General features: G+C 71.3%; 21 protein-coding genes. 10 read left to right on the top strand and 11 right to left on the bottom strand.

The genetic code is table 11. The features are described 5' to 3' along the window. Nucleotides 1-153: 153 nt before the first annotated feature. A complete protein-coding gene (locus EDF51_RS14920; protein ID WP_131844991.1) occupies nucleotides 154-768 on the top strand; it encodes a TetR/AcrR family transcriptional regulator in 615 nt (204 codons plus the stop codon). Nucleotides 769-870: 102 nt separating this feature from the next. On the opposite strand, the gene EDF51_RS14925 is transcribed toward EDF51_RS14920, so the two are convergent. Both EDF51_RS14925 and EDF51_RS14930 read right to left on the bottom strand, forming a co-directional pair. Continuing rightward, on the bottom strand, nucleotides 871-1,986 hold the full coding sequence (locus EDF51_RS14925; RefSeq protein WP_111083744.1) for a Gfo/Idh/MocA family oxidoreductase: 1,116 nt from the start codon (nucleotides 1,984-1,986) through the stop codon (nucleotides 871-873). Then, nucleotides 1,983-2,783 (bottom strand): sugar phosphate isomerase/epimerase, encoded by an 801-nt coding sequence (locus tag EDF51_RS14930; RefSeq protein ID WP_207906619.1) that lies wholly within the window; start codon nucleotides 2,781-2,783, stop codon nucleotides 1,983-1,985. The genes EDF51_RS14925 and EDF51_RS14930 overlap by 4 nt, the downstream gene beginning before the upstream one ends. 255 nt (nucleotides 2,784-3,038) lie before the next feature. On the opposite strand from EDF51_RS14930, the gene EDF51_RS14935 reads away from it, so the two are divergent. The 5 genes from EDF51_RS14935 (at nucleotide 3,039) to EDF51_RS14955 (ending at nucleotide 8,114) form a co-directional block, all read left to right on the top strand. Next, nucleotides 3,039-4,337, top strand: a complete 1,299-nt coding sequence (locus EDF51_RS14935; RefSeq protein WP_123294465.1) for an MFS transporter — start codon at nucleotides 3,039-3,041, stop codon at nucleotides 4,335-4,337. A gap of 4 nt (nucleotides 4,338-4,341) precedes the next feature. Then, nucleotides 4,342-5,574, top strand: a complete 1,233-nt coding sequence (locus EDF51_RS14940; RefSeq protein ID WP_131878030.1) for an MFS transporter — start codon at nucleotides 4,342-4,344, stop codon at nucleotides 5,572-5,574. 10 nt (nucleotides 5,575-5,584) lie between these two features. Further along, entirely contained in the window at nucleotides 5,585-6,907 is a 1,323-nt protein-coding gene (locus EDF51_RS14945; protein WP_131878032.1) for a carboxylesterase family protein, read from the top strand. A 97-nt stretch (nucleotides 6,908-7,004) separates the two neighbouring features. Beyond that, nucleotides 7,005-7,595 carry a TetR family transcriptional regulator C-terminal domain-containing protein gene (locus EDF51_RS14950; RefSeq protein ID WP_131878034.1) on the top strand — a complete coding sequence of 197 codons (591 nt, stop codon included), beginning with the start codon at nucleotides 7,005-7,007 and terminating at the stop codon, nucleotides 7,593-7,595. Between the two features lie 78 nt (nucleotides 7,596-7,673). Continuing rightward, the gene (locus EDF51_RS14955; RefSeq protein ID WP_131878036.1) at nucleotides 7,674-8,114 is read left to right on the top strand and encodes an NUDIX domain-containing protein; all 441 of its coding nucleotides are present in this window, start codon (nucleotides 7,674-7,676) and stop codon (nucleotides 8,112-8,114) included. Nucleotides 8,115-8,183: 69 nt separating this feature from the next. Here EDF51_RS14955 and EDF51_RS14960 read toward each other — a convergent pair whose 3' ends face one another. Further along, the gene (locus tag EDF51_RS14960) at nucleotides 8,184-8,441 is read right to left on the bottom strand and encodes a hypothetical protein (RefSeq protein ID WP_166673569.1); all 258 of its coding nucleotides are present in this window, start codon (nucleotides 8,439-8,441) and stop codon (nucleotides 8,184-8,186) included. Nucleotides 8,442-8,448: 7 nt separating this feature from the next. After that, nucleotides 8,449-8,817, bottom strand: a complete 369-nt coding sequence (locus EDF51_RS14965; RefSeq protein WP_131878040.1) for a VOC family protein — start codon at nucleotides 8,815-8,817, stop codon at nucleotides 8,449-8,451. 54 nt (nucleotides 8,818-8,871) lie between these two features. On the opposite strand from EDF51_RS14965, the gene EDF51_RS14970 reads away from it, so the two are divergent. Continuing rightward, nucleotides 8,872-9,510 carry a nucleoside/nucleotide kinase family protein gene (locus EDF51_RS14970; RefSeq protein WP_131878042.1) on the top strand — a complete coding sequence of 213 codons (639 nt, stop codon included), beginning with the start codon at nucleotides 8,872-8,874 and terminating at the stop codon, nucleotides 9,508-9,510. 37 nt (nucleotides 9,511-9,547) lie between these two features. Beyond that, entirely contained in the window at nucleotides 9,548-10,381 is an 834-nt protein-coding gene (locus EDF51_RS14975; protein WP_132099269.1) for an SDR family oxidoreductase, read from the top strand. A 115-nt stretch (nucleotides 10,382-10,496) separates the two neighbouring features. Here EDF51_RS14975 and EDF51_RS14980 read toward each other — a convergent pair whose 3' ends face one another. The 4 genes from EDF51_RS14980 to EDF51_RS14995 form a co-directional block, all read right to left on the bottom strand. After that, complete coding sequence (locus EDF51_RS14980; RefSeq protein WP_243837135.1) at nucleotides 10,497-11,819, bottom strand: MFS transporter; 1,323 nt, start codon at nucleotides 11,817-11,819, stop codon at nucleotides 10,497-10,499. Further along, nucleotides 11,816-12,472, bottom strand: coding sequence for an HAD hydrolase-like protein (locus EDF51_RS14985; protein WP_123294473.1), 657 nt, complete (start codon nucleotides 12,470-12,472; stop codon nucleotides 11,816-11,818). The genes EDF51_RS14980 and EDF51_RS14985 overlap by 4 nt, the downstream gene beginning before the upstream one ends. A 193-nt stretch (nucleotides 12,473-12,665) precedes the next feature. After that, on the bottom strand, nucleotides 12,666-13,361 hold the full coding sequence (nucS, locus tag EDF51_RS14990; RefSeq protein WP_111083752.1) for an endonuclease NucS: 696 nt from the start codon (nucleotides 13,359-13,361) through the stop codon (nucleotides 12,666-12,668). Nucleotides 13,362-13,370: 9 nt separating this feature from the next. Next, nucleotides 13,371-14,702 carry an MFS transporter gene (locus EDF51_RS14995; protein ID WP_243837136.1) on the bottom strand — a complete coding sequence of 444 codons (1,332 nt, stop codon included), beginning with the start codon at nucleotides 14,700-14,702 and terminating at the stop codon, nucleotides 13,371-13,373. A gap of 118 nt (nucleotides 14,703-14,820) precedes the next feature. Between EDF51_RS14995 and EDF51_RS15000 the strand changes: the two genes are divergently transcribed. After that, on the top strand, nucleotides 14,821-15,948 hold the full coding sequence (locus EDF51_RS15000) for a LacI family DNA-binding transcriptional regulator (RefSeq protein ID WP_208321855.1): 1,128 nt from the start codon (nucleotides 14,821-14,823) through the stop codon (nucleotides 15,946-15,948). A 57-nt stretch (nucleotides 15,949-16,005) separates the two neighbouring features. Here EDF51_RS15000 and EDF51_RS15005 read toward each other — a convergent pair whose 3' ends face one another. Both EDF51_RS15005 and EDF51_RS15010 read right to left on the bottom strand, forming a co-directional pair. Then, on the bottom strand, nucleotides 16,006-16,602 hold the full coding sequence (locus EDF51_RS15005) for a TetR-like C-terminal domain-containing protein (RefSeq protein ID WP_123294474.1): 597 nt from the start codon (nucleotides 16,600-16,602) through the stop codon (nucleotides 16,006-16,008). Next, nucleotides 16,599-17,690, bottom strand: coding sequence for an amidohydrolase family protein (locus tag EDF51_RS15010; RefSeq protein ID WP_123294475.1), 1,092 nt, complete (start codon nucleotides 17,688-17,690; stop codon nucleotides 16,599-16,601). The genes EDF51_RS15005 and EDF51_RS15010 overlap by 4 nt, the downstream gene beginning before the upstream one ends. Nucleotides 17,691-17,738: 48 nt before the next feature. Here EDF51_RS15010 and EDF51_RS15015 point away from each other — a divergent pair, with 48 nt between their 5' ends. Further along, nucleotides 17,739-18,668, top strand: coding sequence for an amidohydrolase family protein (locus EDF51_RS15015; protein WP_134195486.1), 930 nt, complete (start codon nucleotides 17,739-17,741; stop codon nucleotides 18,666-18,668). On the opposite strand, the gene EDF51_RS15020 is transcribed toward EDF51_RS15015, so the two are convergent. Beyond that, complete coding sequence (locus EDF51_RS15020) at nucleotides 18,634-19,272, bottom strand: TetR family transcriptional regulator (RefSeq protein WP_123294477.1); 639 nt, start codon at nucleotides 19,270-19,272, stop codon at nucleotides 18,634-18,636. The genes EDF51_RS15015 and EDF51_RS15020 overlap by 35 nt on opposite strands. Between the last annotated feature and the right edge of the window lie 66 nt (nucleotides 19,273-19,338).

Raw genomic sequence — 19,338 nt, forward strand, 5'->3', positions numbered from 1 at the left:
CTGCGCACTCGTCAACGACGACGCGGTACCACCCACACGAACCATCCCCGGATCTCGAACCGACTAATCAGTCCAAGAACCGGGGACCAGTCCACGGATCGCTGCGGGCCTCCAGACGGTGGCGGAAAAACCTTCCAGCGGTAAGTTGGGTGCATGACGCACCCCGCCGACGACGACGCGGCCCCGCCGCGACGCGGCGGGTACCGCAAGGGAGCCGAGCGCCGGACCCAGATCCTCGACGAGATGATCCGCATGGTCGCGGAACAGGGCGTCGACGCATCGTCGCTGCGGTCCGTGGCCGAGGCCCTCGGGATCACCCACGCGGCGCTCCGCCACTACTTCCCCAGCCGTGACGAACTGCTGCTCGCCGTCTACCGCGAGCACGAGGTGCGCGAGCAGGGGGCGCCCGACCGGTTGAAGTCGGCGATCGGGGACATGCGCGACAGTGCCTCGCGCAACCGTGCGGTGCCGGGCCTGGTGCAGCTCTACACGACGCTCGCGGCCGACGCCGTGCAGGAGGGGCACCCGGCGACCCGTGACTTCATGCGGGAGCGGTTCACGCGGCTCCGGGCCGACCTGGCCGCGTTGATCGCGGCGGACCAGGCGGCGGGACGGATCCGCGGCGACCTGGACCCGGTCGACCTCGCTTCGCTGAGCATCGCGGCGTCCGACGGGCTGCAGGTGCAGTGGTTGCTCGACCCCGAGGCCGTCGACGGCGAGAAGGTGCTGCGGTTGCTCGAGCAGATCGTGCCCGCGCCGCCGGAGTGAGCGCGGCGCGTGCGTTTCGTGAGCAGAAATGGTCGGGTCCCCGTTCGGGACCCGACCATTCCTGCTCACCAGGTGCGGCGCGGTGCGCGACGCACGACGTGACTACGCGTTCGCGGCCTCGGCGAGGACCGCGGCGGCGGGGTCGAAGTCCTCGGGGAGCGGCTGGATCGGGTCGATCGACGAGGTGATCTCGACGGACTGACCCGACTCGGCGGCATCGCGGATGCCGAGCATGACGTCCAGCGCGTGCGACGCGACGGCACCGGAGGCGCGCTCCGGGCGGCCCTCGGCGATCGCGCGGGCCAGCTCGACGACGCCCGTGCCGCGGCCCCAGGTGGAGCCCTTGTGCGTCAGCGTGGTCGGCTCGTCCTTGCCGAGCGTCCACAGCGTGCTGTCGCCGTCGAAGACGTTCGGGTCCGGCAGCACGATGGTGCCCTCGGAGCCGTTGATCTCGACGAAGCCGTTGCGGGGCAGCGCGTGCTGGAACGACAGGGTCGTCTGCGCCGACTGGCCGCCCTCGAACGAGATGAGCGCTGCGTGGTGCGTGGGCACCTCGACGGCGAACTCGGTGCCGGCGCGGGGGCCGGAACCGATCACGCGCGTCTCGCGGGACTTCGACGACACGGCCTGCACGCGCGAGGCGGCGCCGAAGGCGTGCAGGAGCGTCGTGACGTAGTACGGGCCGATGTCGAACAGCGGACCGGCACCCTGGGCGTACAGGAACTCGGGGTCCGGGTGCCACTGGTCCGGTCCGGGCACGTGGAACATCGTCGTCGCGGTGAGCGGCGTGCCGATGTCGCCGCGGGCGATGGCGCGGATGGCGGTCTGGATGCCGGCACCGAGGACGGTGTCGGGGGCGCAGGCGTAGCGGACACCGGCAGCGGCAGCGGCTGCGAGCAGCTCCTGCGCGTCCGAGGCGTTCGTCGCGACCGGCTTCTCGCTCCAGGTGTGCTTGCCGGCAGCGATGATCTGCTGGCCGACCTTGGCGTGCTCGGCGGGGATCGTGATGTTCACCACGATCTGGATGTCGTCGCGGGCGAGGAGCTCCTCGACCGTGCCGGACGCGGGGACGCCGTACTTCTCGGCCTGGGACGCGGCGCGCTCGAGGATGAGGTCGGCGACCATCAGGACCTCGACGTCGGCGAACTGGGTCAGGTTCGTCAGGTACTGGTCCGAGATGTTCCCCGCACCGATGATGCCGACTCCGATGCGGCTCACTTGTCGTTGTCCTTCAGCCATGCGAGGGACTCGGTGATGCCCTGGAAGACGTCGCCCGAGTAGGCGTCGAACTCGACGACGCGGATGGCCTGCGGCGCCGCGGCGAGGATGCCCGCCACGTCCACGTCGCCCTGGCCCGCGGGGGTCTGGTTCTCGAACGCACGCTGCAGCGCCTCGGGCACGACGAGCGCGCTCTCCGACGAGGGCAGTGCGGTGAGGATGTCACCGTCGACCTTGCCGTCCTTGACGTGGATGGCGACGACGCGGTCGCCGAGTGCCTTCAGGACGGCGGGGGCGTCGGCGCCACCGACGGTCGCCCAGAAGGTGTCGAGCTCGAGCACCGTCTCCGGGCTGATCTGCTCGACGAAGTGGTCGTAGACCGTGCGGCCGTCGACCTTGTTCGTGAACTCCCACTGGTGGTTGTGGTAGCCGAACTTCAGGCCGCGCGAGGCTGCCTCAGCGGTCAGGACGTTGACGCGCTCGGCGATCTTCGCGACGTCGTCGGCGGTCTGCCAGCGGTCGGTCGGGATGAACGGGTCGATGACCGTCTGGATGCCGAGGCGCTCGGCGGCGTCCCAGATCGGCGCGGTGTCCTCGGCGTCGATCACGGCGACGTGGCCGGACGGCGCCTTGAGGCCGGTCGCGGCGAAGGCACGCTCGAGGTCCGTGGCACGCTCGACGAACGCGTAGGGCTCGACGTTCTCGTACCCGATCTCGGCGACGCGGGCGATGGCCTTGTCGAGGTCTTCGGCGATGGCGTCTCGCAGCGAGTACAGCTGCACAGAAGTGGTGGGCATTGCAGAGGCTCCTTCGGTCCTGTCTGGGTGTCGCGGCGACCAGGTGTCGAAGCACCGGGTGTCGCAGTCCGTCGAGGAGCGATGCTCCACGGCGAGATCGATGACGACGCTACCCCAAAAACCACCCGGTGTGTAGTTTTTGCGTCCCCCCGTGTCGCACGTCGGTACATGAACGACACCTGTCGATGTATGCTCAGCCAGTCAAAACCGTGCACAGGACGGTTTTGGCCACCAGCATCGACTCGAGGAGGCGTCATGAGCACACCCGAACCCGGCAGCCCGGCACTGTTGCACCCCGAAGAGGGCATCACCCAGCCGATCAGCACCGTGAAGGTGGGCATCGGCTACCAGATCGCCCTGTTCCTCGGGCAGTTCGGCCTCTTCGTCGCACTCATGGCACCGGTCTACGTCAGCATGCAGCTCAAGGCGCAGGCCCTGGTCGGCGACGACGCGGCGAACGTCATCGGCTCGGTGCTGCCGATCGGCGCGTTCGGTGCGCTCATCATGAACCCCCTCGCCGGCGCGCTGTCCGACCGCACCCGCACCCGTTGGGGTCGTCGTCGGCCCTGGCTGCTGAGCGGTGTCGTCGTCTTCGCGATCGCCCTCGCCTGGATCGCCTACTCGCCCGACGTCCTGAACCTGACGCTGGCCTGGCTCCTCGCCCAGCTCGCCGCCAACGCGACGCTGGCCACCCTGCTCGCGAGCTTCGCCGACAACGTCCCCCAGCTGCAGCGCGGCCGCTCGTCGAGCATCATCGCCCTCGCGCAGAACATCGCCGTGCTCGCCGGCACCTACCTGTCGGTGTTCTTCGTCGCGAACCTGCCCGTGCTGTTCATCGCACCCGGCATCCTGGCGATCATCCTCGTCGCGGTGTACGCCGTGGTCGCCCGTGACGACCTGCCGACGTACAAGCTGAAGAAGTTCACGTTCCTGAACCTCATCGCCTCGTTCTGGACGAACCCGATCAAGAACCCGGACTTCGCGTTCGCCTGGTGGTCGCGCTTCCTGATCATCTTCGCCACCTTCATGTTCACGACCTACCGCCTGCTCTACATGGAGAAGCACCTCGGCATCGAGGACGCGAAGGAGGCCACCGCGGCCGTCGCCTTCGGTGTGCTGCTCTACACGATCGCGCTCCTGGTCAGCGCGGCGCTGTCCGGCTGGGCGTCCGACAAGATCGGCCGTCGCAAGGTCTTCGTCGGCGGTTCGACGGCGATGTTCGCCGTCGGCCTGGTCGTGCTCGCGCACGCCGACACCGTGAACGGCTTCTACGTGGCCGAGGTCATCATGGGCTTCGCGTACGGGATCTACTCGGCCATCGACACGGCGCTGGTCGTCGACGTGCTGCCGAACGCCGACCGCCCCGGCAAGGACCTCGGGGTCATCAACATCGCCAACGCGCTGCCGCAGTCGCTCGCTCCGGCCGTCGCACTGTTCTTCCTGAAGATCGGGTCGGGCGACGCCGCCGACAACTACACGCTCATGTGCTGGGCCGCCGGTGCGATCGCCATCATCGGTGCCCTTGTGGTGATCCCCATCAAGCGGGTTCGATAGCCGGATGCACACCTCCGGGGTCGACGTGGACCGCAGCCAGCTCGCCGGGTGGCGGAACGCGATCATCGTCGCGTTCGCCATCGGCGGGATCAGCCTGGCCGGCTGGGGTCCCCGGCTCCCGGAGCTCCGCGTCGAACTCGGTGTCGACATCGGCACCATCGGTCTCATGCTCGGCGGTGTCACGATCGGCTCGATCGGCGGCCTGCTCAGCGCCGCCCCGCTGCTCCGGCGCCTGGGCGGCCGACGCGCCCTGACGGCGGTCGCCGTCCTGGTCCCCGCCGCACTGGCACTCATCGGCATCGCCGCTGCGCTGCACTCCGTGCCGCTGGCGAGCGTCGGGTTCGTCGTCGCCGGTGCCGGGATCGGCGCGCTCGACGTCATGGCGAACGTCGAGGGCACGGCGATCGAGGCGCTCGCCGGTCGCACGTTGCTCCCGTTGATGCACGCCGCCTGGTCGGGAGGCGCGGCCCTCGGCGCCGGGATCGCCGCCCTCTGCGCATGGCTGGGCATCGCCCCCTCGGCCCAGTTGATCGGTGAGGCCGTCGTGATCCTGGTGGTCGGCGTGATCGCCATGCGTGCGATCCCGGACGGCACGCGCGCCGAGGAACACGACACGACGCTCACCCCGCGGCAGCGCCTGCGGCAGTGGGCGCGAGGCTGGGCGGACGTCCGACTGCTGCTGATCGGCGTCGTGATGCTCGGCGTCGAACTCGGCGAGGGGTCGGCGAACAACTGGCTCGCCCTGGCGGCCACCGACGGACACGGCCAGACGGCGACGGTCGGGGCCCTCTTCTTCACCGTGTTCGCGGTCTCCGAGGCCGCGACGCGCGTCTTCGCCGGCCCCGTCGTCGATCGACTCGGACGGGTCCGGACGGTCCGCTGGACGACCGCGCTCGGCATCCTCGGCGCCGTCCTGTTCATCGTCGGCACGACCTGGTGGCTCACGCTCATCGGCGTGGTCCTCTGGGCGGTCGGCGTCTCGATGGGGTTCCCGCTCGGCATGTCGGCAGCGGCGCAGAGCGGCCCGAACCCGGCTGCCCGGGTCAGCGTCGTCGCGTCGATCGGGTACTTCGCGAACTTCGCCGGCCCGCCCGTCATCGGCGCGATCGCCGAGCAAGTCGGCGCGCTCAGCGCACTCTGGTTGATCGCCGTGCTCTTCGTGGCCGCCTTCGCCGCATCCGGGTCGCTGCGTCCGGTCGCCGAACCGACCCACGAGCGGGTCAGCGACCCTCGGTAGCGTGGAGCCCATGCTCGACGCGACGCCTGCCCCGTTCGACACCCCGGCCGGTCGCATCGTCGGGACGGTGGACGGCGACGTCGTCCGCGTGCTCGGGATCCCCTACGCGCGGGCCGACCGGTTCGCGCCGCCGGAGCCGATGCCGCCCTTCGCGAGCGAACTGCACGCGTCGACGCCGTCCCCCGTGGCGCCGCAGCCGCACGCGCAGTTCGTCGACCAGCTGCTCGGCGAGGTCGAGGACATCACCGTCGACGAGCACTGCCAGCGCCTGTCGATCACGCTGCCCGCCGACGTGACGCCCGACGAGCGCCTGCCCGTGATGGTCTGGATCCACGGCGGCTCGTACGTCATCGGCGGCGGCGACCTGCCGATCTACGACGCCCGCGACCTCGTGACCGAGCAGCGCGTGATCGTGGTGTCGGTGACCTTCCGGCTCGGGGTCCTCGGGTTCCTGGGCGACGGGGCGTCGATCCCGGCGAACCTCGGACTGCTCGACCTGCTCGAGTCGCTCCGCTGGGTGCAGGCGAACATCGCCGCGTTCGGTGGCGACCCCGACCTCGTCACGGTGTTCGGGCAGTCGGCCGGCGGCGACGCAGCAGCCCACCTGATGATCAGCGACGGCGCGGCCGGGCTGTTCCGCCGGGCGATCATCCAGAGCGCACCGCTCGGGCTGTCGCGCGGTCGGTCCCGGATGAACCGCGCGATGATCCGGGCCGTCGGTGCCGTGCACGCCGACACCCCGCTCGACGACCTGCTCGAACGGCAGGCTCTCGGCACCCGGGCGGCCGCGCCGTACGGACTCGCGGGCGGGATGCCGTTCGGCACCCAGTACGGGTTCGCCCCGTTGCCCGTCGAACGCGACCTCGACGACGCCTGGAGCCGAGTCGCTCCCGACGTCGACGTCCTGATCGGTTCCGCGACGGACGAGACCGGCATGTACGTGCCGTTGGTCCGCGGTCTGTCGCGGGTCGCTCGGTCACGGATCCTGCGCCCGGCGCTCCGCTGGTGGGTGGTCCGTCCGCTCTCCGACGTCATCTACGGCCGCGACGTCCGACGCTTCACCGCGCGGCACCGCCGAGCCGGCGGGCGAGCGACGTCCTACCGGCTCCTCCGTGGCGTGACGACCGCGCCGACCGGCGCCGTCCACATGAGCGACCTGCCGCTGTTGCTCGGCGGCCGCGAGGCCTGGGCCGGCACCCGCTTCGTCCCCGAGCGCGACTGGCCCGAGGTCGAGCGGCGCGGCCGGGCCTTCCGTGCGATCTGGGCCGAGTTCGCCCGGACCGGCGCCGTCACCGCCCCGGACGACGAGACGCTGACCTTCGACCGGCACTGACGTTCGACTGGCACTGACCTTCGATCGGCTCTGACCGTCTTCGCGCCCCCTGAACTGGCGGTCGCGTGGTCGCCCCCGGGACCGGACAATCGTCAGCATGCCCACGCCCGACGCCGATCTCCGTGCACGCATCGTGTCCGGTGCGATCGCGGCGTACCGCGCGACGGACTTCCACCGGGTCGGACCGGACGAGGTCGCCGAGCACGCCGAGGTGCCGGTCGCCGAGGTCAGCCGAGCGTTCCCGATGTGGGAACTCCTCGTCGTCGCGGTCATCGACCGGTGGAACAACGGCAGCCGACTCGCGCTGTGGCCCGTCGCCGAACGGGACGGTGCCGTCGCGTACCTGCGTGCCCGGCTCGAGGCCGGCGTCACGGACCCGGCGCTCGTCCGGCTCCGGATCGCCGTGCTCAGCGCCGCGTCGAACCCCGGCCACCCCGCAGCCGGGTGGTTCCGTACCCAGTACACCCGGGCGTTCGAGGACCTCACCCTCGCCCTGGTCCGTGACGTCGTCGCTGCCCGCGAGCCACGGGGCGCCTCGCCCCGGCACGCCGCCGAGCAGCTCATGGCACTGTTCGAGGGGCTGCAGCTGCAGGCGATGGTCCGCGACGACGCCGAGCCGCTGAGCGGCTTCGACCGCGCCGTCGCCCGGATGCGGGTCGGCTGGGCAGCAGCGCGCGTCGACGCCTGAGGGCTCCGAGCGGGAGCACGGAGGGGAGGCACGGCGCGGCTTGCGTGCGTCGGCGCGCCCACCTGGCATGGTCGGCCCATGGAGTACACCGACTACGACACCCGGCTCGCCGCGTACGGCGTGATCACGGACGGTGACCGGGTGCTCCTGGCGAAGCTGCGCTTCCCCGAAGCCGGCACGTGGACGTTGCCGGGCGGTGGCGTCGAGTTCGACGAGACCGTCGAGCAGGCCGTCGTGCGCGAGGTCCGCGAGGAGACCGGGTACGAGTCCGAGGTCGGCGCCCTGCTCGGCGTCCGGCACCACGTCGTCCCCGCGGAGCGCCGGATCCACGCCAACGGGCGCCCGATGAAGGCCGTGCAGGTCGTGTTCCGCGCGACGGTCGTCGGCGGCGCACTGCGCGACGAGATCGACGGGTCCACCGACGAGTCGCGCTGGCTGCCGATCGCCGAGCTCCCGCACCACCGGCACGGGCTGCTCGTACCCGTTGCACTGGCGTGGGCGGGTGCGCTCACGCGCTGACCCCTCATCCGGCGGCCAGCGTCGCGAACTGTGCCAGGACGTCAGTGGGTACCGGCGTGGCTGACTCGGTCATCGCTCGCCCAGCAGGAATGAGATGCTGTCGAGCCAGTCCTGAGGCAGGTACTCGTCGGTGAAGAGATCGCGCCACTGCTCGGTCGGCGCGAACTCTCGTTCATCGAGGTCCCACTGCGCCCGGACCCGCGCGCGTTCGATGAGGAGTTCCTCGCGGGTCCAGTGTCGTCCCACTACAGCGGTCATGGCCGTCCTCTCGTCGGTGTGGGACGACGGTAGGGCGGTCAGTGGGGCCGGCGCGAGCTTTCTGAACACAACATGTTCAATCGGCGACGACGCTCAGGACGTTGCCCGACGGGTCGGTGAACCAGGCGATGAGCGGGCCGCCCTTGCGGTTCACACCCTTCTCGTCGGTCATCCCCTCGTACTGCAGGAACGTGATGCCCTTCGCGGTGAGCTCGTCCACCGCGGCGTCGACGTCCGGCACGGGGAAGTTCAGCACCGTGAAGGCCGCGGGTTCGTGCGCAGGCCCCTTCGGGTAGACGAGGACACCGTGGCCGTCGCCGAGCTGCAGGAAGAGCATGCCGTGGTCCTCGGAGACCTCGACCCCCAGGACGTCCTGGTAGAACTCCTTCGCCTCCGGGACGTCCCGTACCGAGAACCCGCTGAACGCCTTCGTCGCATCGACCATGCCGCCAGTGAACCACCCCGGTCCGGTGTCGGCGCGCTCTGCCAGGATGGGGCCGTGAGCCACCCGGACAGCAGCGTCGACGACGCCGTCGAGCGTGCGGTCGAGCTCGCCTCGGCGGGGCCCCGGGCAGTGCTCGGCATCGCGGGTGCTCCCGGTGCCGGCAAGTCGACCCTGGCCCGCCGCGTGGTCGCCGCCGTCGACGAGCGACTCGGGGCCGGCACGGCGGTGCAGGTGCCGATGGACGGCTTCCACCTGTCGAACGCGGCGCTCGACGCCCTCGGCCGGCACGACCGCAAGGGCGCCGTCGACACGTTCGACGCCGACGGCTACGTCGCCCTGGTCCGACGACTCGTCGCTGCCGACACCACCGTGTGGGCGCCGGACTTCGACCGCCGCATCGACGAGCCCGTCGCCGGCAGCATCGCCGTCCCGCCGACCGCCCGGCTCGTGGTCTCCGAGGGGAACTACCTGCTCGACGATGCCGAACCGTGGGCAGCGCTCGGTGACCTGTTCACCGAGACCTGGTTCTGCGCCGTCGACGACGGGGTGCGGGTCGACCGCCTGGTCGGTCGGCACATGCGCCACGGACGCGACCACGACGCCGCGCGCGCGTGGGCGGTGGAGGTCGACGGCGTGAACGCGGCGAGGGTCGCGCCCACGGTGATCCGTGCCTCCAGGACGGTGCGGACGTGACCAGCAGACCGACGCGACACCGATCGAAGGAGCGACCATGACCATCGCCATCACCGGAGCGACCGGCAACATCGGGGGCGCCGTCGCACGCGCGCTCGCCGCGGACGACGTGCCGTTCCGGATGATCGTGCGCGACGCAGCGCGCGCGCCGGAGCTGCCCGGCGCCGAGGTAGCGGTCGCGACGTTCGCCGACGCCGACGCCAGCCGGGCGGCGCTCGAGGGGGTCGACGTGCTCCTGATGGTGTCGGCGGCCGAGGCCGAGGACCGGCTCGACCAGCACCGCACCTTCGTCGCAGCAGCTGCCGAAGCCGGTGTGCGGCACGTCGTCTACACGTCGTTCCTCGGCGCGGCCGAGGACGCGACCTTCACCCTCGGGCGCGACCACTGGGCAACCGAGCAGGCGATCCGCGCGACCGACACGGCGTACACGTTCCTGCGGGACAGCTTCTACCTGGACTTCGTCGAGGACCTGGTCGGCGAGGACGGCGTGATCCGCGGGCCGGCAGGCGACGGCGCCATGGCGGCGGTCGCCCGTGCGGACGTCGCACGGGTCGCGACCACCGTGCTGCAGGACCCGGGTGCGCACGTGGACCGCACGTACGAGCTGACCGGGCCGGCGGCGTTCACGCTCGCCGAAGCCGCCGCGGTGGTGACCGAGGCGCGTGGCCGCACGGTGACGTACCACCCGGAGACGTTGGACGAGGCGTACGCGTCTCGTGCGCAGTGGAACCCCGAGCCGTGGCAGGCAGACGCGTGGGTGAGCACCTACACGGCGATCGCCGAGGGGGCTCTCGCGCACGTGTCCAGCGACGTCGAGCGGATCACGGGGCGGCGCCCGATGTCGCTGCGCGAGGTGCTCGCCGCGCGGTAGTGGGCGCGGGCGGGACTTCGTGAGCAGAAATGGTCGGGTCAGGTGCGGCGACCCGACCATTTCTGCTCACGAAGCGCCCCGCAGCGCAGCGCAGCGGGCGAACAAGCGGCGCCGCTCAGGACACGCGGCGCGCGGCGATCGTGCCGACGACCCCGAGCGTCAGCACCGACACGAGCACGACGAGCAGCGGCGCCGTCCAGTCCCCGGTCGCACCGTGCAGCGCCCCGGCGACGAGCGGCCCGGCCGAGCCGATCAGGTACCCGCCGCCCTGCACGAACGCGGACATCCGACGGGCATCGGCGTCGCTCGACACGATCCGCACGATCACGATGAAGATCACGGTGATGCCGCCGCCCTGGGCTGCGCCGCCGAGCACCGACCACAGCAACCAGAGCTGCGGGGCGAACAGCAGCCCGAGTGGCATCGCCAGCCACAGGAACGCGACGAGCGCGATGATCGCCCGCGGCCGCCACTTCGCCGCGAGCAGCGGGACCCCGAGCGCACCGACCACGGCCAGGATCTGGAACACCGACGAGCTCGCCCCGGACGACGCCTTCGAGAACCCGATCTCGTCGTGCAGCAGGGTCGGGATCCAGGCGGTCAGGGCGTAGTACGAGAACGCCTGGCCACCGAAGGCCAGCGTGAGCCCCCACGTGATGAGTCGTCGTGCGGGACGGACCGGCTCGGCGGCGGTGGCAGCAGCGGCCGCCGCGGCCCGGTCGGCGCGGATCGTCCGGATCGCCCCGGTGTCGAGCACCTGGTCGATCGGACCGGTGATCGGCAGGGGCTCGTCGTCGTCGGAGCGCACGGGGCGGCGCCACGCGGCCCGGGCACCCACTGCGTACGTCCAGGCGAACCCGGCGATGACCGCGAAGACCGCCCACACGGCGATCGCGACGGGCCAACCCCACAGCGCCGCCAGGGGAGCGGTCGCGAGTGAGGTGATCATCGACCCGACGTTGAGCGCCGACGTGTAGACGCCGGTGACCAGGCCGACACGCTCCGGCGAGGTGTCCCGCCGGATGACGACGGGAATCACCACGTTGCCGATCGTGATGCCGATGCCGATCACCGCGGTGCCGATGAGCAGTGCGGCGGACGACGGCATCGAGCGCACCACGGTGCCGGCGAGCACGATGACGAGCGACAGGGACACCGCACGCTCGGGGTCGGCCTTCGCGATGACCCAGCTGGCGAACGGCGTCGCCAGGGCGAAGCAGAGCACGGGAATCGTCGTCAGCAGCCCGGCGATCGTGGACGTCAGGCCGAGGTCGAGCCGGACGTCGCCGATGACCGGGGCCGTCGCGACGATCGGCCCGCGGAAGTTCAGTGCGATGAGGACGATGGCGGCGGGCAGCACCCACGCGGCGGCACGCAACCCCTGCCGCGTTGCGCCGGTCCGGCCGCGGCCGCTCGTCGCGTCGGTCCCGTCCGTCACGGCAGCAGGATCGGGAGCAGGTCCAGCGGGGTGGCGGCCGTGGCGATGGTGCCCTCGGCCTCGGCGGGGGAGCCGTACCCCCACTCGGCGAAGACCACCGGGACACCGTGCACCGTGGCGCCCTCGACGTCGTGCACCCGGTCGCCGATGAGCACCGGACGGCTGATGTCGAACCCTCGGGCGTCGAGGCGGCGCAGCGCTTCCTCGACGACGTCGGCCTTGCTCGACCGGACCTCGTCGTCGCTGGCGCCCGTGATGATGTCGATGTCCCCGGTGAGCCCGTAGTGCTCGAGGATGTACGTCGCCGGCGTCTCGGGCTTGCTCGTCGCGGTCGAGATCGGCAGCCCCGCGTCGTGCAGCGTCCGGAGCACGACGTCGATGCCGGGGAACATCGTCGAGTCGAGGGCGCCGTGCGAGAAGTAGTGCTCGCGGTACACGGCGAGGGTGTGCTCCGCCTGCGCCTCGTCCATGCCCATCGCGACCCGGAACGTGTCCATGATCGGCGGGCCGACGAACGACATCAGGGTGTCGTGGTCGGGCACCGGGACGCCCACGGTGCGGAAGGTGTGCGTCAGGCTCTCGAGGATGCCCGGCGCGGAGTCGCTGATGGTGCCGTCGAGGTCGAACAGGATGGCGGAGAACGGGCTGGTCATGTCCTGCCCACCCTACCGGCGGCGGTCGACGGGACCATCCTGGTGCCGCGCGCGACGGGGCGGACGTGCGCCGGGCCTCCCGGTCGGGCGGCGGCCGTCGGGCGGAACCTGGTTCCGGACACAGCACCACGCGATTCCGCGGTTCCGTGTCCGGAACCTGGTTCCGGCGGGAGACCCACCAACGCGACCGCGCTCAGAACAGGCGGGTGTGCCCGCCCTCGATGCCGCGCATCGCGTCGTAGTCGAGCACGAGGACGCGGATGCCGCGGTCCTCGGCGAGGGTGCGCGCCTGCGGTGCCACCGTCTGCGCCGCCAGCACGCCCTGCACCGGCCGCAGGTGCGGATCGCGGTTCATGAGTTCGAGGTAGCGCGTGAGCTGCTCGACCGCGTCGATGTTGGCGTTCCGCTTCATCTCGACCGCGACGCTCGCCCCGGCGTCGTCGCGGGCCAGGATGTCGACCGGCCCGATGGCGGTCATGTACTCGCGGCGGACCAGCGTGTGGCCGTCGCCGAGCAGTTCGATCTGCTCCGCGAGGAGCTGCTGCAGGTGCGCCTCGACCCCGTCCTTCACCAGACCCGGGTCGACGCCGAGGTCGTGGGTCTGGTCCGCGATGACCTCGTGGATGGACACGATCAGGCGGTCCTGGGTCTTCTTCTGCGTCACCGTCCAGACCTCGGTGATGCCACCGACGGTCTGCTCCTCGTCCGGCTCGCTCATCTCGATCGAGCACGGCGGGCTCATCCAGTTCAGCGGCTTGTAGCTGCCACCGTCGGAGTGCACGAGCAGTGAGCCGTCCGCCTTGAGCATGAGCAGACGGGTCGCGAGCGGCAGGTGGGCTGAGAGCCGTCCGGCGTAGTCGACGGAGCAGCGGGCGATGACGAGACGCACCCGGGAAGCCTAACGGGCGTCGCGTCCCGACCCGGACGGCGCGCTCGTCGCGTTGTCGGCGTTGCCGGCGCTGCCGGCCGGGAGGCGCGGCTCGCCCCCGCCGTGTCCGTCGCCGCCCCCGCGGGTCGGCCGGGCGGCGGCGCCGGTCTCACGGGCGGCACCCGACGCGAGTCCCGCCGCGATGATGAACACGAAGACGACCAGGAGCGCACCGAGCAGTCCGACGTGCTCGCCGAGGAACCCGATGAGCGGAGGACCGGCCAGGAACGCCACGTACCCGATGGTCGCGACGGCGCTGACCTTGGCGGCGGCCGTGCGGGGGTCGTCGGCAGCGGCCGACATGCCCATCGGGAAGCCGAGGCTGGCACCGAGGCCCCAGAGCACGACGCCCACGATCGCGAGCGGCACGTTGTCGATGAAGATGAGCATGCCGAGGCCGATCACCGCGACGGCGGCGCTGATGCGCAGGATCGGGACGCGCCCGAACTTGTCGATGAGGGGGCTGCCGGCGACGCGACCGACGGTCATCGCCGCGAGGAACACGGTGAGCACGCCGGCACCGGCGGCGTTGTCGAGCCCGTGGCCGTCGATCATCGCGAGCGGCAGCCAGTCGTTCGCGGATCCCTCGGCCAGGGCCATGCCGAGCACGATCACGCCGATCAGGATCGTGGACGGCTGTGCCCAGACCTGCATGCGGGTGAGCGGCGTCGCGACCGGGCTGGTGTCGGTGGAGACCTGCTCGGCGAAGCGGTGCTCGTCCTGGAACTTCGTGACGGCGACGAGCATCGCGGCGCTCGTGATGACGACCAGCACGATGAAGTGCACGGAGACGGGGATCTCGAGCCGCTCGGCCAGGGCACCGAGCCCGGCGCCCGCCAGCGTGCCGAGGCTGAACGCGGCGTGGAACAGGGGCATGATCGTGCGCCCACCGGCCTTCTCGGCTGCGGCGCCGGAGACGTTCATCGACACGTCGCACAGGCCGTTGCCGAACCCGAAGGCGATCAGGGCGATCCAGATGGCGGCGAAGCCCCACCCGAGCGTGACCGCGATGCCGGCGAAGACCATGCCGAGTGCCAGACAGGCGGCGGCGATCTGGATCCCGCGGCGTGCGCCGAGCTTGGCGACGATGTGGCCGGCGAAGGTCAGGCCACCGATCGAACCGACGGCCATGCCCAGGACGAGCAGACCCATCTCGAACGTGCTCGCGCCGAGGGAGTCGCGGACGCTCGAGATCCGGCCGAGCCACGTCGCGATGTCGAGCCCGGACAGGGTGAACACCACGAACACCGCGATGATCCAGGCCCTGGTGGTCGGGACGGTGCGGGTGGACGGCGTCGTCATGGTGGTCCCATCGTGCTTCGTTGCTGGTGGTCGTCGTGCGGGTCGCGCTGCGCGTTTTGTTCTGGGTCGGCCGCTATCGAATCGATTCGACCGCTTGTTCCCGCTACGCTAACCGGCGATGGACGAACCGGCAACAGCACTCGGCGCGTCGCCTTCCCGCGGCGGAGTCACCCGTCGGTCGCGCCCGACGCTGGCCGCGGTCGCCCGTGCCGCCGGTGTCGCGCCGTCGACGGCCTCGCTCGCGTTCAGCGGCAGCGGCCCGGTGTCCGAGGACGCCAAGGCCCGCGTGCTCGCCGCCGCCGCAGAGCTCGGGTACGGCGGTCCCGATCCCCGTGCGCGTTCGCTCCGTCGAGGGCGTTCCGGCGTCATCGGCGTCGTGATGGACGAGCGCCTGAGCGATGCCTTCCGCGACCCGGTCAACGTCCTGACGCTCGACGGCATCGCCGAGGTCGCCGGGGCTGCGGGGGCTTCGCTCTTGCTGGTCCGGAGTCCGCTCGACGATGAGCAGGGTGCCGGCCCGCTGGTGGATGCCCCGATGGACGCCGTCGTGCTCGTCGGGTGCAACGTCCGGATCGACCCGGCCGTGGCGGTGCTGCGGCGCCGGCAGATCCCCGTCGTCGCGATCGAGGCGGACGAGATCGAGGGTGCCGTGCCCGTCCAGCTCGACAACCGGGATGCCTCGCGCCGTGCTGCTGCGTACCTGCAGGACCTCGGGCACACTGCGGTCACGGTGGTGACGCTGCCGCTCGACGCTGCTCGTCGGCGGGGGCCGATCGACGACGACCGGTTCGCCTCGGGCATCGCGTTCACGACGCTCGAACGGCTCCGGGGCGTGCGCGAGGTCTACCCCTCCGTCGTGGCGGTCGAGACGGCGGGGAGCTCGGTGGAAGAAGGACGCCTGGCCGGCGTGGAGCTCTTCGCTGCCGATGGCCCTCGCCCCACCGCCGTCATCGCCCAGAGCGACCTGATCGCCGTCGGGGTGATCTCGGCTGCCCTCGACGCCGGGCTGCGGGTGCCCGAGGACGTCAGCGTCGTCGGGTTCGACGGCATCACGGTGGACGACAGCCTGTTGCACCGCACGCCGATCCGGCACCTGACCACGCTCGTGCAGCCGTTCGTGCAGAAGGGCCAGGCTGCCGCTCGTGCTGCGTTGGCGATGCTCGAGGGGGCGGAGCCGCAGCCGGCGTCGTTCATCTCGGAGTTGCGAGTGGGGGACACGACGGGGCCGCCGCCGGCTGTGCGCTGATCCCACCCCCGGATTCCGCCACACCCCTACGAGTCGGTCAGCGCAACTTCGCGACGATCACCGCGACAGGGCGGGAAGTACGACGTCATCGACGACCTCGACGATGTCGTCGCGGGACAGCGGGCCAGTGGTGAGGTGACGGGCGAGCACGAGTGCGGCGCCAGCGCTGACGCGTGATGGGCTGACAGCGCTCGAGGGGATCTCGCCACGGGCCGCGGCGCGTCCGAATGCTTCGGTCACGAGGCGTTGGCGCGGCTCGATGAGCAGTGCGACGATGCGCTGCCACATCTCGGGTCGTCGCTCTCGCTCCAGGAGAAGTGGTGCGAGGACCCGTCCGACGGGGGTGGTGAGCCCGTCCGCGAGATCGGACAGGAACGCGATGAGTTCGTCGCGGAGGTCACCGACCGGCTGGAGTCGGGTCCCCCCGGGGTGATCGCTCCGCTCCGCGGTGTCTTCGGTCCAGGCGAGGGCAGCGAGGACGAGCTGCTCCGGATCGGTCCAGCGCCGGTAGAGCGAGGCCTTGCCCGCACCGGCTGCCGCGGCGACGTTCTCGAAGGTGAGGCCCGCCATGCCGTGGTCAGCCAGCTGTTCGAGTGTGGCGGCGAAGATCGCGTGCTCGAGGTCAGCACCGCGCCGCCGGACGGGAGCGTTCACGAGATGAGTGTCCCACCGACCCACACAGCGCCCGGCTGAGCGAGGACGGCTGGGTCGACGAGGGGATCGCCGGTCGTGAGCAGGAGGTCCGCACGCAGCCCCACTTCCACACGCCCGCGGTCGTGCAGACCGAATGCCGCCGCTGCCCCGTCCGTGGCAGCGGTCAGTACCGCGCCGTTCGTCATCCCGGTGTCCCGCAAGAGGAGCATCTCCTCGTGGAGGGCCTCGCCGTGGCGAACCGGCGCGAACGGGGTCTCGTTCGCGTCCGTGCCGGCGACGACTGGCACACCGGCGGTGTGCATCCGGCGCACACTCTCGACGGCGTTCTCGAATGCGGCGTCGGCACGGTCCCCGAGCCGCGCGCGGGCCATCGCGCGCATCATGACGAGGGTCGGTGACGCGATGGTGCCCTGGTCGACCATCCGACGGACGGTCTCGCCCGGCAGCGGCCGGTCGAGCGGTGCGTGCGTGAGGATGTCGACCCCGGTGTCGAGCCCGCGGACGAACGACGCGGCGGTCACGACGTGGGCCACGGTCCGGAGCCCCCGGCGGCGTGCACCGTCGACCAGGGCCGTGATCGTTGCGACGTCGAGCGCGGGGACGTCGGTGGCGTCGGGGTCCTCGATGATGATCTTCACCAGGTCCGACCCGTTCGCGGCCCGCCAGTCCAGGTACCGCTCGGCATCGGCTGCGCTGCTCACGCCGCTCGCGTCCGGGAAGCCCATCCGAGCGATCTGGGTGCTGCCCGGTGCCGAGGCGGCCGAGCCCGCGCTGAGGAGCCCCGGGGCCCCCGGTGCTCGTCGCTGCTCGTCGACGAGGGAGTCCGGGTGTGTCCCGAGGTCGACCATCGTCGTGACGCCGGCTCGGACTGCGGACGACAGCGCCGCCGGGGAGCCCAGGTGGACGTGCGTGTCGATCAGGCCCGGAACGAGGAACTGCCCCGTTCCGTCGACGACCGGACCGCCGGCTGGAGCGACGGTCCCCGCGGGACGGACCGTGCTGATGTGTTCGTCGAACTCGACGTCGACAGCCTCGGTTGTGGTCACCCCGCCGGAGCTGGTGCGGACGTTGCGAATGGTCGTGGTCATGCGGTCTACGATACAGAATCGTTCACTACATGCAACGAGGAGCCATCGATGTCCGAACTGATCGACGTCCACGCACACTTCGTCACCGCGGACTACGTCGCAGCGGCCCGAGCAGCCGGGTACGAACAGCCGGACGGCATGCCCGCCTGGCCGAGCTGGTCGCTCGCCAGCCAGCTCGGTGACATGGACCGCCGCGGGATCGCCCGAGCGGTCCTGTCCGTCTCGTCGCCCGGAGTGCACTTCGGGGACGACGACCGAGCCGCGGAGCTCGCGCGGACACTCAACGACGAAGCCGCCGCGATCGCGGCCGCGCACCCGGACCGGTTCTCGTACTTCGCGTCCCTCCCGGTGCCGGATGTCGACAGTGCGGTCCTGGAGGCCCGGCGCACGTTGCAGGGACCGGGTGCGGTCGGCGTCGTCCTCGAGTCCAACGCGCACGGCCAGTACCTGGGAGATCCCGCGTTGGAGCCGCTCTGGGCCGAGCTCGACGCCCGCGGCGCGGCCGTCTTCGTGCACCCGACCTCGCCCGTCGGGTGGGAGCACACCGCCCTCGGGCGTCCTCGCCCGATGCTGGAGTTCATGTTCGACAGCACCAGGAGCATCGTCGACCTGGTGTTCGCCGGCGTCCTGGACCGGTACCCGGACCTGCGCGTCATCGTGCCGCACTCGGGTGCGACCCTGCCGGTCCTCTCCGACCGGATCGCCCTGTTCCAGCAGTTGTTCGGCGCCGCCGCCGGCACGATGCCTTGGAAGGACGCGATGCGGCGGCTCTGGTTCGACACGGCAGGCACGCCGTTCCCACTCGACGTGCCAGTCCTCGCCGAGGTCGCCGGGACGGATCGGCTGCTCTACGGCAGCGACTCGTGCTGGACACCGACGCAGGGCGTGGACGCGCAGATCGCCGCGCTCGACGATGCGCGCGACGCGACGAGTTGGCGGGAACTCACGACCCGGAACGCTCGGCGTCTGCTCGACTGACTCCGGCGAGGACGCTCTGGATCGCGGGTCCGGCGATCGCGACGACGGTGTCGTGGTCGGCTGCGAGCACGGCAGGGACCCCGAAGACCTGCCGGCTCGTGATGATCCCGACGAGCATGGCCGCGGCGAGCCCGGCCCGGAGCGCACGGTCCTCGTGATCGGCGCCGGAGGCTCCGTGCACGAGGCGGGCCTGGATGAAGTCCCGCAGCTGCGCCGTCGCGTCCTCGTTGACCATCGCACCTCGGAGCATCGCCATCAGCGGTTCCGACTCCTCCGGGGCGCCTTCCCAGGCCTGTAGGAACGCCCGGACGACACGCTCGCCGAGATGCTCGTCCGGACCCTCGAAGGCCGTGTCGAAGCGCCGGAGCGCGGACGGAGACACGGCCATCACCGCTGCGAACAGGTCGGCCTTCGACCCGAAGAACTGCATCACCTGCGAAGGGTCGACGCCGGCGTCCGCCGCCACGGCCCGGATCGTCGTGCCGGCGAAACCGTCGCTGGCGAACCGCGCACTCGCCGCCGCGAGGACCGTCGTGCGGGTGCTGGCCGCCCCGGGACGGCGACCCACGCGGGAGGTCGTCGCTGCTTCCGTCGTTCCGTCCATGCCCGCAATCTACTCCGCCGACGGGTTTCTCAACACGCGTTGAGTTCTTGCCGGATCGGACGTACG

Source organism: Curtobacterium sp. PhB25 (assembly GCF_004365375.1).
In the GTDB taxonomy this organism is placed as follows: domain Bacteria; phylum Actinomycetota; class Actinomycetes; order Actinomycetales; family Microbacteriaceae; genus Curtobacterium.

Coding starts and splice junctions, on each gene's coding strand:
- EDF51_RS14920 (WP_131844991.1), top strand. CDS start 154: ATGACGCACCCCGCCGACGACGACGCGGCCCCGCCGCGACGCGGCGGG.
- EDF51_RS14930 (WP_207906619.1), bottom strand. CDS start 2,783: ATGCCCACCACTTCTGTGCAGCTGTACTCGCTGCGAGACGCCATCGCC.
- EDF51_RS14935 (WP_123294465.1), top strand. CDS start 3,039: ATGAGCACACCCGAACCCGGCAGCCCGGCACTGTTGCACCCCGAAGAG.
- EDF51_RS14940 (WP_131878030.1), top strand. CDS start 4,342: ATGCACACCTCCGGGGTCGACGTGGACCGCAGCCAGCTCGCCGGGTGG.
- EDF51_RS14945 (WP_131878032.1), top strand. CDS start 5,585: ATGCTCGACGCGACGCCTGCCCCGTTCGACACCCCGGCCGGTCGCATC.
- EDF51_RS14950 (WP_131878034.1), top strand. CDS start 7,005: ATGCCCACGCCCGACGCCGATCTCCGTGCACGCATCGTGTCCGGTGCG.
- EDF51_RS14955 (WP_131878036.1), top strand. CDS start 7,674: ATGGAGTACACCGACTACGACACCCGGCTCGCCGCGTACGGCGTGATC.
- EDF51_RS14965 (WP_131878040.1), bottom strand. CDS start 8,817: ATGGTCGATGCGACGAAGGCGTTCAGCGGGTTCTCGGTACGGGACGTC.
- EDF51_RS14975 (WP_132099269.1), top strand. CDS start 9,548: ATGACCATCGCCATCACCGGAGCGACCGGCAACATCGGGGGCGCCGTC.
- EDF51_RS14985 (WP_123294473.1), bottom strand. CDS start 12,472: ATGACCAGCCCGTTCTCCGCCATCCTGTTCGACCTCGACGGCACCATC.
- EDF51_RS14995 (WP_243837136.1), bottom strand. CDS start 14,702: ATGACGACGCCGTCCACCCGCACCGTCCCGACCACCAGGGCCTGGATC.
- EDF51_RS15000 (WP_208321855.1), top strand. CDS start 14,821: ATGGACGAACCGGCAACAGCACTCGGCGCGTCGCCTTCCCGCGGCGGA.
- EDF51_RS15010 (WP_123294475.1), bottom strand. CDS start 17,690: ATGACCACGACCATTCGCAACGTCCGCACCAGCTCCGGCGGGGTGACC.
- EDF51_RS15015 (WP_134195486.1), top strand. CDS start 17,739: ATGTCCGAACTGATCGACGTCCACGCACACTTCGTCACCGCGGACTAC.
- EDF51_RS15020 (WP_123294477.1), bottom strand. CDS start 19,272: ATGGACGGAACGACGGAAGCAGCGACGACCTCCCGCGTGGGTCGCCGT.